Origin of the sequence: Diplocloster hominis, from assembly GCF_032380655.1 — a bacterium.
GTDB classification, from domain to species: domain Bacteria; phylum Bacillota; class Clostridia; order Lachnospirales; family Lachnospiraceae; genus Diplocloster; species Diplocloster hominis.
This window is the reverse complement of the sequence record NZ_JAWDIY010000020.1, coordinates 28,817-43,650: the sequence shown is the minus strand read 5'-3', so window position 1 is coordinate 43,650 and position 14,834 is coordinate 28,817. Positions and strand designations below refer to the sequence as shown.

General features: G+C 51.3%; 11 protein-coding genes. 6 read left to right on the top strand and 5 right to left on the bottom strand.

What is annotated here, in order from left to right; all coding sequences use genetic code 11:
* Positions 1–54: 54 nt before the first annotated feature.
* The 3 genes from ABC831_RS17555 (at position 55) to ABC831_RS17545 (ending at position 3,018) form a co-directional block, all read left to right on the top strand.
* On the top strand, positions 55–729 hold the full coding sequence (locus tag ABC831_RS17555) for a response regulator transcription factor (protein WP_343249391.1): 675 nt from the start codon (positions 55–57) through the stop codon (positions 727–729).
* A complete protein-coding gene (locus ABC831_RS17550; protein WP_343249390.1) occupies positions 705–2,063 on the top strand; it encodes a sensor histidine kinase in 1,359 nt (452 codons plus the stop codon). Before ABC831_RS17555 ends, ABC831_RS17550 begins: the two co-directional genes overlap by 25 nt.
* A 76-nt stretch (positions 2,064–2,139) precedes the next feature.
* Positions 2,140–3,018, top strand: a complete 879-nt coding sequence (locus tag ABC831_RS17545) for an effector binding domain-containing protein (RefSeq protein ID WP_343249389.1) — start codon at positions 2,140–2,142, stop codon at positions 3,016–3,018.
* A gap of 78 nt (positions 3,019–3,096) precedes the next feature.
* Here ABC831_RS17545 and ABC831_RS17540 read toward each other — a convergent pair whose 3' ends face one another.
* Positions 3,097–6,501, bottom strand: a complete 3,405-nt coding sequence (locus tag ABC831_RS17540; RefSeq protein WP_343249388.1) for an EAL domain-containing protein — start codon at positions 6,499–6,501, stop codon at positions 3,097–3,099.
* Positions 6,502–7,092: 591 nt separating this feature from the next.
* Here ABC831_RS17540 and ABC831_RS17535 point away from each other — a divergent pair.
* Positions 7,093–7,941, top strand: a complete 849-nt coding sequence (locus ABC831_RS17535) for an XAC2610-related protein (RefSeq protein WP_343249387.1) — start codon at positions 7,093–7,095, stop codon at positions 7,939–7,941.
* Between the two features lie 39 nt (positions 7,942–7,980).
* On the opposite strand, the gene ABC831_RS17530 is transcribed toward ABC831_RS17535, so the two are convergent.
* Entirely contained in the window at positions 7,981–8,634 is a 654-nt protein-coding gene (locus ABC831_RS17530; RefSeq protein ID WP_343249443.1) for a trimeric intracellular cation channel family protein, read from the bottom strand.
* A gap of 348 nt (positions 8,635–8,982) precedes the next feature.
* Here ABC831_RS17530 and ABC831_RS17525 point away from each other — a divergent pair, with 348 nt between their 5' ends.
* A complete protein-coding gene (locus tag ABC831_RS17525) occupies positions 8,983–10,281 on the top strand; it encodes a Na+/H+ antiporter NhaC family protein (protein WP_343249386.1) in 1,299 nt (432 codons plus the stop codon).
* Here ABC831_RS17525 and ABC831_RS17520 read toward each other — a convergent pair.
* The 3 genes from ABC831_RS17520 to nagB all read right to left on the bottom strand — a co-directional run bounded on the left by ABC831_RS17520 (position 10,266) and on the right by nagB (position 13,526).
* The gene (locus ABC831_RS17520) at positions 10,266–11,414 is read right to left on the bottom strand and encodes a M20 family metallopeptidase (RefSeq protein ID WP_343249385.1); all 1,149 of its coding nucleotides are present in this window, start codon (positions 11,412–11,414) and stop codon (positions 10,266–10,268) included. The genes ABC831_RS17525 and ABC831_RS17520 overlap by 16 nt on opposite strands.
* Before the next feature lie 128 nt (positions 11,415–11,542).
* The gene (gene nagA, locus ABC831_RS17515; protein ID WP_343249384.1) at positions 11,543–12,664 is read right to left on the bottom strand and encodes an N-acetylglucosamine-6-phosphate deacetylase; all 1,122 of its coding nucleotides are present in this window, start codon (positions 12,662–12,664) and stop codon (positions 11,543–11,545) included.
* A 130-nt stretch (positions 12,665–12,794) separates the two neighbouring features.
* Complete coding sequence (nagB, locus tag ABC831_RS17510) at positions 12,795–13,526, bottom strand: glucosamine-6-phosphate deaminase (RefSeq protein ID WP_343249383.1); 732 nt, start codon at positions 13,524–13,526, stop codon at positions 12,795–12,797.
* 313 nt (positions 13,527–13,839) lie between these two features.
* On the opposite strand from nagB, the gene ABC831_RS17505 reads away from it, so the two are divergent.
* Positions 13,840–14,832: a nucleotidyltransferase family protein gene (locus tag ABC831_RS17505; RefSeq protein WP_343249382.1), complete on the top strand. Its 993-nt coding sequence runs from the start codon at positions 13,840–13,842 to the stop codon at positions 14,830–14,832.
* Positions 14,833–14,834 lie beyond the last annotated feature (2 nt).

The following is a 14,834-nucleotide window of genomic DNA, read 5'->3' as shown; positions in this document are numbered from 1 at the left end:
GAATCAGAATACAAGAAAGAATCCGAATGCAAGAACGAACAGGGAGGGATAGATATGGCGAAACTGCTGGTGGTCGATGATGATCCTGATATGCTGGCCCTGGTGCGCGCCGCTCTGGAAAAGGACGGCCACCAGGTAGACACAGAAGCGGATGCCGCTGCTCTGCAGCCTGCCCGGTGCCGGAGGTATGATCTTCTGCTTCTGGATGTGATGATGCCCGGCGAGGACGGCTTTTCCCTTTGCAGCCGCATCCGGGCCGAGGTGGATTGCCCCATCCTGTTCCTGACGGCCAGGACGGAAGACGCGGCTCTCGTGCAGGGCTTTGGCCTGGGCGCTGATGATTATATGAAAAAGCCATTCAGTATCGCGGAGCTGCGGGCACGGGTGAACGCTCATCTGCGGCGGGAGGTGCGCCAGCCGACCCGTACTTTAAGCCGGGGCGGTGTGCGTTTCGATCTGCAGGCAAAAGCAGCTGCCGCAGGCGGACAGACACTTCCCCTGACCAGGGGAGAATACGCCATCTGTGAGCACCTGGCTCTGCACGCCGGTCAGGTATTTACCAAAGAACAATTATACGAAGCGGTTTTCGGCTTTGACGCTGAGGGAGATCCGTCGGCCATCGCGGAGCACATCAAAAATATCCGCGCCAAGTTAAAGGCCGGGGGCTCAAGTCCTATAGAAACCGTGTGGGGGGTGGGCTATAAATGGCGAAAAGACAGCGCTCTGTAAGCCTTTCCTTTGTGCTTTTGCGGTTTGCCGTCGTTATGCTGGGCTGTATGCTGTTATGTTTCCTGGCATGGTATATCGCCCTGGTGCTTCTTCAGAACACCGGTGTAGTTTACCATGGATCGGTTTCCAACCGGCAGGTGGAGCAAATGCTGGCCAAAGACCCTCAAGCTTTTGTTTCTCCTGATGACGATTTCCTCGCCCGGTACGTTTTGTTTAACAAAGACGGCGAAGTGCTGGAAAGCAATGCGGAGGGCAAAGAGCTGGAAGCCCTTGCCGGATGTATTCAGGAGGAAACCAATGACGTACATGTGATACGGCACACCTACGCGGATGGAAGCACGGTAATCATCCGCTGGTATTACCGGGCAGAGTTCGCGAATCCTGTGCTGAGGAGCATTCTGCCGCCCTTTGAATACCTGTGGCTGGCCGCGCTGGGAGTGGTATGGGTACTCTGCCTGCTGTTTAACACCCTGTGGCTGCGCAGGCATCTCGCGGCCAAGCTGAAGCTGTTCAGCGAGGTGAGCAGGAAGGTGGGGGCGCAGGAGCTTAATTTTGTAATGCCCCATGCGGGCATACGGGAGTATGATCAGGCACTTGGCGCGATGGAGCAAATGAGGGAGGCACTGTACAGCTCCCTGTCCTCCCAGTGGGCGGCACAGCAGGAACGGGAGGCTGAGATAGCAGCTCTCGCCCATGATTTAAAAACCCCGCTCACCCTGGTGGGGGGCAATGCGGAACTTCTGCTGGATGAAGGACTTCCGGAGGGAAGCCGCAAAATGGTGGAAACAATCGCTGCCAGCAATAACAGGGCCAAACAGTATGTTGCCAGCCTTCTGGTAACCTCCGCCGGCGCGGATGAGGCATTTGAACATACCGCCCTGTCCGTCCTGTTTGACGAGCTTTGCCGGAGGGCCACAGCCGTTGCGGATGCCAGGAGGATCTGCCTGCATATGCATAACGGTCTGGAGGGTGAGGCGGATATTCAAAAAGAGCGTCTGCTCCGCGCGCTCGGCAATGTGGTACAGAATGCCATCGAGTATACACCGGCGGGCGGAAACGTGTATCTGGAAGGCAGTATGACAGACGACGGCTGGCAAGTCACGGTAGGTGATGAGGGTCCCGGATTCAGTAAGGCGGCGTTACATCACGCGGCAGAGCGCCTGTGGCGTGATGATGCAGCCCGCGGCGCTGACGGACACCATGGACTGGGCCTTTGGTTTGCTGCACAGGTAACCAAAAACCACGCAGGACGACTAGAGATGAGCAACAGCGATACAGGCGGGGTGGTTACAATCAGGTTCTGTAAAATCGCTCTCTGCCAGGAGGGCGCGTAACAACAGAGCGCACACAATGTCAGGAAGCCGGACCCGATTTCCTCTATCATGTACTTATACGGAAAGGAGCATACAAATGGAGTGGATCAAAGGGATACAGCGGGCGGTAGATTATGTGGAAGCCCATATCACGGAAACCATTGATTATGAAGAAGCGGCGAAGCAGGCCTATTCGTCCAGCTTTCATTTCCAGAGGATTTTCAGTATCCTCTGCGGCTTCACACTAGGCGATTACATCCGGATGCGGCGGCTCTCCCTGGCGGGAAATGAGCTGGCGTCGTCGGATATCAAGGTGATCGACGCCGCGCTTAAGTACGGATATGACACGCCCGAGAGCTTCAGCCGCGCGTTCACCAGATTTCACGGGGTAACACCCTCGCAGGCAAAGCATGGCGGCGCTGCCCTCAAATCTTTTTCTCCTCTTTCCGTAAAACTAAGTTTAGATGGAGGAAACACGATGAATTACAGAATTGAGACCCTGGGAGCATTCCCGATTATCTGCAAAAAGAAACAGGTATCCAGCAAGAAGGAACTGACCTCGCAGGAGATCTCCCGCTTTTGGCAGACCTGCGGCACAGACGGTACGATCTCGGAAATTTGTAAGTATATTCCGGAGAATAACATTTTCCAAAACTGCATCGTTGGCGCCAGTTTTGGCAAGGATGCTGCCGATACAGAGTTCCCATATGCCATCGGTGCCCATTACAACGGCGCGCCTGTGAGCGATGAGGACCTGACGGTGGTGGAGATCCCGGCCCACACCTATGTGGTATTTCCCTGTGTCGGCAGGATGCCGGAGGCGTTCCAGAAGCTTTACCAGCAGATATACAGCGAGTTCTTCCCGGCCAGCGAGTATCAGCCCTGCGGCGGAACGGATTTTGAAGCCTATCCCTCAGCGGATGTGGAGGCCCCCGATTATAGCTGTGAGATCTGGGTGGCGGTTGAAAAGAAATAATCCGGTAACAGCAAAGGTTAAAAGTAAGGGTGCCACAGAGGTACAGCGGCTTAGCCGTACGTCTGCGGCACCTTTCTTTTACTTGCTGCACGTCCTGTCAACTGGATGGTTCGCGGTGCGCGGTTCTTCCCCGGGATGGGGTATAGCCTCTTCTAGCTGTTTCATTTTCTCCCGAAGCATTACCGTTTCGGAGATATCCATAACCACTCCCTGAAGAAATGGCTTTCCTCTGTATTCCATATAACGGCTCTGGTCGACTACCCAGATGTAACCCTGCTTACTGAGCATACGATATTCCAGATTCCTATTTCCGCGGTCTTCCTTAAGGCTGCTGACGCCGGCATTTACCAGGGGACGGTCGTCTGGATGGATCATATAGAGAAATTTATCATCGAACAGCTCCTTGATCTCCTCTCGGGTATAGCCGAATATCTCCAAAAAACGGTTGCTTATGTAAATAAAATCATACTCCTTCGTATTGGCGCAGCGGTGATAACCGCCGGGCATATCGTTATATAGAAAATTCAGCTCCTGATTCTGGCGCACGAGCAGGGCGTTGCGCTCGGCCAGCTGGCGCTGGGCGGCCATCGTTTCGGAGATGTCGGTACAGGCGCTGACAATGGCGAGCCTGCCGTCCTCCGCCCGGATCACCTGTCCCTTGTCCAGGGTCCAGAACCAGGTACCGTCCTTTTTCGGCATACGGTAGGTGGTGGTATATTCCAGGCCCGGATAATACTCCGGACCGATATCCCGGGCCACTGCTTCCCGGTCGTCAGGATGAATGGTGTTGATTACCTTTCCCCGGATCGCCTGCTCCAGCTCCTCGTAAGAATCGAAGCCCATCAGGCTTACGATGGCATTGTTGGCGAAATAGAGGGGGAAGCCTTCCTCGCAGTAACCGCCGATCATACCGCCGGGACTCATCTGCGCAAAGATCGAAGCCGCCGCCCGCCGGTTTTCCTCCGTCAGTTTCATAAAGGAAGAATCATTTTCTGAGATATGGACCACAGCGGAAAGCGCTCTCTGAGAGTTGATCAGCTGCTGTTCCCGCTGCTTTTGAACGGTAATATCGCTGGCTGCTCCGTAGTACAGGCTGTGACCGTCCTGCTCTCTCAGGTAAAAGACCCGAAGCTGCAGCCATATGGTATTCCCGTCTTCCCGGAGATACCGGATCTCCCCTACAGCGCCGACCGGGATGTTTCTGCGGGCCTGCTGGAATAATTCCATGGTTTTGGCCTGATCCTCAGGATAGACGTTATCCAGCTCGGTTTTGTGTCCCGGGGTCAGTTCCGACAGGTCGGCGCCTGTGATCCGGCAGTACTGCTCGTTGGCGCGCAGCAGCTTCACCTGATCCCCGGAGACGTCATAGAAAGCGATGCCGCCTAAAATATGATCGATAATGGATTCGGTAATCATGTCCTCGTTCAGCAGCTCTTTTAGGCTGAGCCGCTGCAAACTCTGCGGCATGACTCCCCGGAAATCCAGGTTTTCTTCATTGGCCAGCAGAGGTTCAAATACTTCAATCGGCATGGGTTTATAGAAATAATAGCCCTGGCCGTAGCCGCATCCCATATTTAACAAAAATTCCAGCTGATCCGCCGTCTCGATCCCCTCAGCGATGATCCGCAGCCCGATCAGCCGCGCCATACTGATGATCGATTCCAGAATACTGATCCCCTTCCCGGCGCTCTGCTCGTCCATCGCAAGGAATTTCATATCGATTTTTAGTACATCCACATTGATGTCTTTGAGCATGTTAAGGGACGAATAGCCGCTGCCAAAGTCGTCCATGAGCACGGTAAAGCCCAGGCTGCGCAGCTTGTCCACGACTCCTGTAATAATCTGGAACTCCTCCGCGTAGGCGCTCTCCGTAATCTCAATCTCCAAAAGTTCAGGCTTCAAACCGTAGCGTTCCACAAGATTCTGAAAAGACCCGGCGACATCCAGGGTATATACATCCACACGGGAAACGTTCACTGAGATGGGTATGGGGCGGTGTCCGCTGTCCATCCAACGCCTTAAATTGATGCATACCTCTTCCCAGATATAGAGGTCCAGCTTGGCGATGAATCCATATTCCTCCAGCGTGGGAATAAATACACCCGGCATGATAACACCGTTCTGAGGATGATTCCAGCGCACCAGTGATTCCAGCCCTACGATCTTGCCTGTGGCAATATTACATTTTGGCTGGGCATAGAAGGTAAATTCATGGCGTTCCAGGCCTTTTTGGACCTGGGTGAGAAGCTTATGGTCATTTTCCATCTTCAGGAACATACTCTCATCATACCAGCATACACGTCTTGCGTAATTCCCCTTTATTTTGGACATGGCAAGAGACGCGCGGTCGTACATGGTACTGACCGGCAGGGGCGGCTGATCTACGGCATACAGGCCAAAGGCGGGTAAAAACCCGGCGTTGTCTCCATATTGCAGGACGCAGCGTGTGATCTGGTTCTGAAGTTCCTCCAACAGCCCCGGGCGGTTCGGTACAAGGACGCCGAAATCATCCTCCCCCAGATAACCGGCGACTACGCCGTCAGACTGGGCTTTTTTTAACTCTCCGGCAATCTCCTTTAAGAAGAAATCACCGGCCTCCATCCCGTACCATTCGTTGAACAGTTTGAAATGTTCGATATCAATGGCCATCAGACACCAGGAAGTCTCATTCCCGCGGTTTAAAGCGGCGCCGGCCGCCCGGAAAAAATCGGCCTTGTTATACAGGCCGGTCAGCGGATCTAAAACCGGCTGAGCCTGGGCAGTATCCTCATTTTCCAGTTCCCGCAGCTTTTCCTCATTGATGTCCTGGATAAAGCACATAAGGATCTGGTCATCCTTCTCTCCCTGACACAAGGGCACGACGGTCTGTAAAACCCAGCACCATGTCCCGTCCGTCCTCTTTTTACGGAATTGGCCTCTTAGCATATTATCCCGGCTGTCCTGGGCCATCCGGGGCAATATATTCTCCAGATTCCAGAAAGACAGGAAGGCCTCCCGGTCATCGGGATGGATCATTCCCGCAACGACCTCCTGAATCATGTCTCCGAGCCGGCCCTCGGCCGCCGGTATCACATATTTTCCTTCCATATGGTACAGGATTTTATAACTGTCACTGGTGAGATTCAGTTCAAAGAGCTCATCATACGTGGAGAGGTTCGTTAAATTATAAAAAAGATTCCGGTTATCTTCTTTGATCTCCCTGGCCAGGATGATTTTGTAGTCACGATCCCTGGCAGTATCAAAGAGAGCGGTATTCACCTCCACCCACTTTTTCAGAACTTTGTTGTAAAAAATAGTGCCCTCTGTTCTTCCGGTAACGAGTGGACAGCCCGCACAGGGGTGGCATTCCTCGCAGATGGATTCATAGCAGTATTCACCGGCGTGCAGATCAGGATAACATCTCTGTAATACGTGATTAAAGTAAAGAATCCTGAAATTGGAATCGATAATGTAAACAGCCGCGTTATTCGTTTTCGTATTCATAAAATCCCATCCCTGATACAACATCGGCCTGTAAAATCCGATCGTATTTTAAAACATCCATGAAAACAAAGCGTTCCGGGAATGCCCAGGAGCAACCGGTTATACAACTCATAACTATAATTATAGTGCTTTGTGGTGTACTTCGTCAATGAATTAAAGTCCTGAAATCTATATTTTCATTAAGCTGAAAAGATAGGGACGGTTCCTGGGAAGGGGGATTTCAACCGGTGCTTAAGAAGCGGGAATTCAGCATTTTTTAAGAGGCAGGGATTTAGCTATTTCTTTAGAAACAGGGCCTCTGCGATACACTTTACGAACGGGTAAATGCGAAGTATAATGTAAAAACCACAAATTACAAATTTATAGATGTGGAGAAGAGGAACAACTATAATATGAGGCGGACCGATGTCAGCCTATCCCGTTACAAGCCAGATCATGTGAACATATCAGTAAGGACGTGAACATGATGGTACAGACATGAACATGTCGGTATAAACGTGAACATGATGGTACAGACATGACATGGTGGTATAAACGTGAACATAGTGGTATAGTTGGTAACAAGTACTATAGATAAACATGGAGGTATAGATGAAAAAAAATTTATTAATTATTATGTACGTTTTTATATTCCTGTTCCTTTCGGCATGTAACCAATCCAATCGGGATTCTGCACGTGAGAACAGCAGTCCGTCAACAGAGGCGCCTGATCATAAGAGGGAGGAGTCGAAAAATCAAAACACTGCCGCATTACAGGATGATCCCATCTCAGAGGATAAAACTGTATCGGAGGATAAAACCCAGGCGGCAGATACGGATTATAATAGTGATTACAAATATGAGGTACACCCGGTCAGAGATGAAAATGCTGACTGGAAAGACATTACCACCATAATGGAAATGCAGATAGCCGTGGCAGATAAAAGCAAAAAAACGATTCAGACCATTGTCTACAAATATGATCTCAGCGATACACCAGCCGCATTTACGGGAAAAGTCCTGTTGGCGGATGTGAATTTTGATGGCAGCCGTGATATTCTTCTGGATCTGGGCCGGTACGGAAACCAGGGCATAAAATACTATGCCTGTTATCTGTCAAATCCTGTTACCAAAAAATATGAAGAAGCTCCGGAATTTCAGGAGATACAGAATCCGATCCTTAACGCTGCGGATCAGGAAATATTGTCCTGCTGGAGAAACAGCGCATCCAGCTATGGCTACGCTAAATACAGGTGGGATAATAGTTCTCTGGAAATGGCGGCGCAGTTATCTGTAGACTATGACATTGAGACAAATGAAGAACATATAACAGAAGAGCAGTTGGAAAATGGGAAAATGGTCCGGACCGATGCCGGGAAAGAAGCGATTCAAAATGAATGGCAGCTGGACACGGAAGTGTGGGCAGGAGACATAGCGGGAAAAGTGCTGTATGAAGAATAAGGGAATGGCGCAGTTAAATACCACCTTTAGACACCACCTTTAGACAGACCTCTTTAGGCGCGGCAGGTTCCATTTATAATGGGCTGCCAGGAATCGAAGCAGGATCACCAGGGCGGAAGTGCCGAACATAGCCGTGACCTGGCCAAACGGGTCCTGTAACAGGATATAGAACAGAGCGCCGGCAATGGAGGCGCAGGCGTATACATGCTTCACAAATATGTAGGGGGTTTCGCCTGCCAGCACATCGCGCAGGATACCGCCGCCCACACCGGTTATGGTACCGACGAATACCAGCAGGAACAGATTATCCTGATACCCGTTCTGCACGGCGGTGAATATACCCACGGCCGTAAAGATCCCAAGTCCCACAGCGTCAAACGCAAGCATTATTTTATCATAGGTTGCCCGGAAAGCTCCGGACAACCATTCTTTTTTCGCATATAAGATCCAGAACAGACAGCAGGATGTGACGATAGCCGCCAGCGCGTATACCGGATCCCGGAACATGCCGGGCGGAGTAATTCCCAGTACCAGATCCCGGATCAGCCCGCCTCCTGTGGCGGTGACCACACCCAGTACACTGACTCCAAAGATGTCCATGTTCTTTTCCACAGCCGTCATGGCACCCGAGGATGCGAAGGCTATCGTTCCCAGCATTTCCATGATAAATGTGATCAGATTCTGATAGTCCATAGTGTGTACCCCGATTATATCAATGATGGTAATATTATAGCTCAAATGCCGGGACAAGAAAAGAGCGGAAAAGGGATCATGCCCAGTTATTTCCCCTTGTAAACAAAAGGCACCTATAATAAAATAAAAAATAGTAGCGCTCGAAAAAACCTCGCTGACTATTTTTTATGCATCGTACGTAAGTGCCCATAATACGGGCACTAAGTGCTCATAGCGATAAAAAATAGTAGCGCTCGAAAAAACCTCGCTGACTATTTTTTACGCATCGCACGTAAGTGCCCATAATACGGGCACACGGGCACTAAGCGGTCACAGCGACAGAGGATAATCATTATAAAGGAGAAACTTATGAATCAAAATGAAGATAAGGGCAGGCTTATTGCCCTGCTTCCTATAGGAATATTCCTGCTTGTTTTTCTGGGAGTGGGCTGGCTGACCGGAGATTTTTACCGGATGCCGGCGATCGTGGGCTTTCTGATCGCGCTGGTAGTGGCTTTCTGTCAGAACCGGAAACTGTCCTTTGCGGATAAGATACAAGTGATCTCAAAAGGAGTGGGAAATGAAAATATCGTCACCATGTGTCTGATTTTTCTGTCAGCCGGAGCGTTTTCCGGGGCGGTGACGAGAGCGGGAGGAATGGAAAGTACGGTCAATCTGGGCCTTAGTATCCTGCCGGCAGGAGTCGCTGTGGCCGGTCTTTTTTTGATCGGATGTTTTATTTCCCTGTCTATGGGGACTTCCATGGGGACCATCGCGGCATTGACACCGATCGCAGTGGGGATCAGCGAGAAGACAGGCTTCTCTATGGCGATCTGCGTGGGAGCGGTGGTCTGCGGCGCTATGTTTGGGGACAATCTGTCGATGATATCCGATACGACCATCGCGGCGGTCAAAACTCAGGGGTGTGAGATGAAGGATAAATACAAGGCCAACTTTTTTATCGTGCTGCCTGCGGCGGTCCTGACACTGCTCTTTTTTGTCGCCATTACCTGGGGGAAGAATTATGTGCTGCCGGGAGAACATCCTTATCAGGTGATCCGTGTCCTTCCTTATCTGGGAGTACTGGCCGGGGCGCTGCTGGGCTTTAACGTGTTTCTCGTGCTGCTGTTCGGTACGGCTTTTTCCCTGGTGGTTGGGGTTGGAACCGGTGCTTTTGCTGTCTCGGAGATTTTTACGGTAATCGGGGATGGAGTGACCGGGATGTATGACATTACGGTAATTTCTCTGATCGTCGCCTGCATTGTGTCTCTGGTACGGGAATACGGCGGGATTCAGTGTATCATTCAATTCATTAGGAGGAGGATCAGAGGAAAGAAGGGCGCAGAGGTGGGAATAGCCGCGCTGGCGGCGCTGGTTGATCTGTGTACCGCCAACAATACGGTAGCGATCGTGATCGCCGGCCCTATTGCGAAGGAGATCAGTGACGTGTATGAGATTACGCCCAGGAGATCGGCATCCCTGTTGGATATCTTTACCTCGGTCTGCCAGGGGATGATCCCTTATGGGGCGCAGCTGCTCTCGGCCTCCAGCCTGTCCGGGCTCACCCCATTTGAAATCATGCCTTATCTGGTCTACCCTGTGCTGATGGGAATCAGCGCATTGCTCTTTATCCAATTCAAAAGCGCCGGCCGTCAGACCCTATGGTAGAATCTTCGGTAGGTTTCCAGTGACTGCAGGTATTTTTGTACATCCACATATTCATTCGGTTTGTGGCAAAGCTGCGGTTCTCCGGGACCGTAGAGAAGTACAGGGCAGTCGGTGAACTGTCTCAGCAAAATAGAAGCATCTGTAAAGTAGTTGATGCCTGTATATTCAACCGGCAGTTCCTGTTCACGCAGAATGTCCTCAAACTGCCTGAGCCAACGGTCCTCTTTCGGGATCTCGATCCCCATTCGTTCATTGCGAAGCTGCACGTCAAAGGTAACCTTACCGCCCAGCTTCTGTGTGTATTCCGCGCATAGCTGATACAGGTGATGGAGCACCATATCCCGGGTGAGAGCGGGAACCATTCGGATATCAGCCAGAAATTCCGCGTGATCCGGCGTCATGTTCGGCGCGATTCCACCCCCGGCCATGGTGATCTGCATCGTAGATGTTCCCAGGATTCCATGGATATAGGAGTTGACATGGCGTTTCAATTCCTGCAGCACCTCGAATCCGCCTTCCAGGGCGTTGCCGCCTTCTTCCGGGTTAGCCCCGTGGCTGGTCTTGCCGTTTACGGTCAGAGAGAGCCATAGACACCCTTTTTGGGCGATACCGAGTCTGCCTCCGGTAGGCTCCCCGATCAGCAGAAAAGCGGGATGTTCCTCCCCGGCAATGGAAAGAAAGGAGTCCGCGCCCAGGCCGCCCTTCTCCTCATCACAGGTTCCGGCAAAGAGAATCGTGTGGTCGGGAATCACCCGATTTTCCGCCATTTCTGCGCATACATAGGCCATGGCTGTCAGACCGCTTTTCATATCGCTGGCCCCCCGCGCATAGATTCGGTTCTCAGTCCGGACGGGAAGTGACGGGTCTGTATCCCACTCATCCATTTTCCCGAAGGGCACCGTATCCAGATGACCGTTCCAGATAACCATCTGATCCGAGCGGCCGGGAATCCGACCGATGACATTTGCATGCAGGTCATCGATGGGCTGCAGACTGGCCGCGATCCCGTGGGAGCAGAGATAATCACACAGAAACTTAGCCATAGCGTGTTCGCCGGCAGTGCCGTTTACACTGGGGACTGACAATACATCTGTCAAAAATTGAAGGGCTTCCTCCTGATACCTGTTATTCATAGATCCACCTCCTGGATAACTTCTCATCCTCATCTGAACCGGAAACGCCGCACACAGAACATCCGGCCGGAACTTTAACCGGCCTTTTAATCTGTAAGCGGCGTATTTTTATTTCCTCATCTGATTGATCAGATCTCTTTCCCGCGGAAAATAATTTTCCTGGTTTCTAAAGTGTTTTCATCCAGCAGTACAAGATTGGCATACTTTCCAACTGTGATACTGCCGTATTGGTCATATATCCCGATGGATTTGGAAGGATTCACCGCAGCGCATTTTACTGCAGAAGCAAGAGGAATCCCCATCTTCTGTACCGCGGTACGCATGCAGTCCATCAGATTCGTGGCAGAACCGGCGATGGTTCCGTCGCAGGTCAGGGTAGCCCGGTTTCCCTCCACATGTACGGCCTGCCCGCCCAGGGAATATTCCCCGTCTTTTAATCCGGTGGCTTCCATGCTGTCGCTGATCAGGATGACCCGGTCGTCCCCGAACATTTTAAAAGTAGTCCGCACGACCGCCGGGTGGATATGGATGCCGTCACAGATCAGCTCCGCCTCGCAGTGGGGATCATCCACTGCGGCGCCGATTACGCCGGGGGCCCGGTGGGTAAAAGCCGGCATGGCATTATACAGATGAGTGATATGGCTGACACCCCGCCGGATCGCTTCACTGGCCGTATCAAAATCAGCTGTGGTATGGGCGATGGACAAGACCACTTCCCCATTAAGAGCAGTGATGAAATCCATGGCGCCCTCTTCCTCGGGAGCCAGGTCTACCAGTTTGATCAGGCCGTTGGCTTCCTTTTGAAGCCGGCGGAACATTTCGATATCCGGTTTATGAATATATTTCGGATTCTGTGCCCCTTTTTTGGCCAGGGAGATGAACGGCCCCTCCATATTGATCCCCACCAGATCCGCACCCTTTTGCCCATTGACATGTGCGGCCGCAGCCCGGCAGATACCGGTCAGGGTTTCCTCGTCATAAGTCATGGTGGCAGGGCAGATGGCAGTGATACCGTTGGCCAGCTGGTAATCCGCGATCGTTTGGATGGCTTCCTGTGTGCCATTGCAGAAATCCTGCCCCATGCAGCCGTGAAAATGGATATCGGTCAGGCCCGGAATTGCGATGCAGCCTGCGGCATCGATACACACATCATCGCCGGACGAATGGGAGATGTATTCTTTGCTGATACAAATATCCTTTTCTTCAAAGGTGCAGTCTTCTGTAAATACTTTCGCATTTATAATTTTCATAGTTTCCTCCGTACGTGCGCTTTTCAGCACATATAGGTATGGGTGAACATTTTTTTGTTCAACCGTTCCTCCGTGCGTGCGCTTTTTTGTTCAACCGTTCCTCCGTGCGTGCGCTTTTCAGGCCGATCTTCTATAGATTGATTTTCGACAGTGCGGCTTCGTCACCTACCAGAGTGACATCCGGGTGGAACTGCAGGATGGAAGCGGGTACCTGAGGAGTAACCGGACCGAAGAATGCCTTCTGCACGATATCTGCCTTGGCTTCCCCGTTTACGACCACCAGAATTTTGCGGGCGTTCATGATCGTCTGAATCCCCATGGTATAAGCCTGGCGGGGAACGTCGTCAGCAGACGCGAAGAAACGTTTGTTCGCTTCGATCGTACTCTCGGTCAGGTCCACACAGTGAGTCCCTTTTGCGAAGGAATCCGCGGGCTCGTTGAAACCGATATGTCCGTTGTGTCCCAGTCCCAGCAGCTGCAGGTCCACGCCGCCAAGCGTCCGTATTACATCATCGTAACGGGCGCATTCATTTGCGCTGTCGGCAACAGTCCCGTCCGGGATATTGGTATTTTCTTCTTTTACATTAATGGACTTGAATAAATTCTGGTGCATGAAATAGTAATAGCTCTGGTCATTTTCTCTGGTCAGCCCCTTGTATTCATCCAGATTGGCAGTTTTTACCTGTGAAAAATCCAGATCTCCCTGCTGATAGCCCTGAATCAACTGCTGGTACAGCCCAATCGGTGTCGAGCCGGTGGCCAGCCCCAGGACACAGTCCGGTTTTAAAATAACCTGGGCGGCGATGAGATTAGCCGCTTTACGGCTCATTTCCAGATAATCTTTTGCTTTCAGAATTCGCATAATGGAAATCCCCCTTTAGGATAATTGTTGTACATATACTCTATTTATATTCCTTATAAATGTATCAAACCACAGGAAAAAAAGCAATCGCAAAGGATGAGAAATACTGAATCCTGCAAAAAAAAGAGAAGATTGGCTAAGAGATGCGCGGAATTTGATTCTGGAGGGAGGACGCCGGCCGGTTCAAGGGCGGACCCATGACTCATTAAATTTTTTATTGCCATTTGAGGGAAAGCTGACTATACTGGTAATGATGAATTCAGGAATGTATCTTATGAATTTGAGTAAGCGCGAAATGACGGAGGATAGGTGAATGGATAAACCTGTATTAGTGATCATGGCGGCGGGTATGGGCAGCCGGTATGGCGGTTTAAAACAGATCGATCCGGTGGACCGGGAAGGCCATATTATTATGGATTTTTCCGTTTATGATGCGGTCCGGGCCGGTTTTAAAAAGGTTATATTTATTATTAAGCGGGAGAACGAAGAAGTATTCCGGGAAGTGATCGGTAACCGGCTGGAAGAATATGTGGAAGTGGAGTATGCGTTTCAGGAGCTTGCGGATCTGCCTGCCGGATATCAGGTGCCGGAAGGGAGGGTGAAGCCCTGGGGAACCGCTCATGCGGTATTTAGCTGCCGGGATCTGATTCAGGGGCCTTTTGCGGTGATCAATGCCGATGATTATTATGGACCCAAGGCGTTTCAGATGGTCTATGATTTTCTGGTCAGCCATCAGGATGGTCAGAAGGATACCTTAAGGAGCAGCTTTGCTGCGACCCCGCCCGAAGGGCATGCACTAAGGGATGCTGTAAAGTACAATTATGCCATGGTGGGCTATGTGCTGGAGAATACTCTCACGGAGAATGGTTCCGTGGCCCGGGGGGTATGTGAAGTCAGCGGGGAAGGCCATCTGGTGAGCGTGACGGAGCGGACGAAGATTCAGAAGATAGATGGACAGACCGCGTATTCGGAGGATAACGGAGCCACCTGGAGGCCGCTGCCTGCGGACAGTACGGTTTCCATGAACCTGTGGGGCTTTACCGAAAGCTTTTTGGATGAGATCCGAAACGGGTTTGAGGATTTTCTGCGGGAAGGGCTTTCGGATAATCCGCTGAAATGTGAATATTTTCTTCCGGCAGTCGTGACGAGACTGCTTCAGGAGGAGAAGGCGCTGGTTACGGTGCTTCGTTCGGATGACAAATGGTACGGAGTGACTTATAAGGAAGACAAGGAAATGGTGGAACAGGCGATTCAGTCCTTTAAAGATCAGGGGAGATATCCCCGGAACCTGTGGACGGAAAGATAAGG

Excerpts from the sequence above, each read along its gene's own strand:
- ABC831_RS17520 (WP_343249385.1), bottom strand. The coding sequence starts at position 11,414 with ATGAATAACAGGTATCAGGAGGAAGCCCTTCAATTTTTGACAGATGTA.
- nagA (WP_343249384.1), bottom strand. The coding sequence starts at position 12,664 with ATGAAAATTATAAATGCGAAAGTATTTACAGAAGACTGCACCTTTGAA.
- ABC831_RS17545 (WP_343249389.1), top strand. The coding sequence starts at position 2,140 with ATGGAGTGGATCAAAGGGATACAGCGGGCGGTAGATTATGTGGAAGCC.
- ABC831_RS17540 (WP_343249388.1), bottom strand. The coding sequence starts at position 6,501 with ATGAATACGAAAACGAATAACGCGGCTGTTTACATTATCGATTCCAAT.
- ABC831_RS17525 (WP_343249386.1), top strand. The coding sequence starts at position 8,983 with ATGAATCAAAATGAAGATAAGGGCAGGCTTATTGCCCTGCTTCCTATA.
- nagB (WP_343249383.1), bottom strand. The coding sequence starts at position 13,526 with ATGCGAATTCTGAAAGCAAAAGATTATCTGGAAATGAGCCGTAAAGCG.
- ABC831_RS17505 (WP_343249382.1), top strand. The coding sequence starts at position 13,840 with ATGGATAAACCTGTATTAGTGATCATGGCGGCGGGTATGGGCAGCCGG.
- ABC831_RS17530 (WP_343249443.1), bottom strand. The coding sequence starts at position 8,634 with ATGGACTATCAGAATCTGATCACATTTATCATGGAAATGCTGGGAACG.
- ABC831_RS17535 (WP_343249387.1), top strand. The coding sequence starts at position 7,093 with ATGAAAAAAAATTTATTAATTATTATGTACGTTTTTATATTCCTGTTC.
- ABC831_RS17555 (WP_343249391.1), top strand. The coding sequence starts at position 55 with ATGGCGAAACTGCTGGTGGTCGATGATGATCCTGATATGCTGGCCCTG.
- ABC831_RS17550 (WP_343249390.1), top strand. The coding sequence starts at position 705 with ATGGCGAAAAGACAGCGCTCTGTAAGCCTTTCCTTTGTGCTTTTGCGG.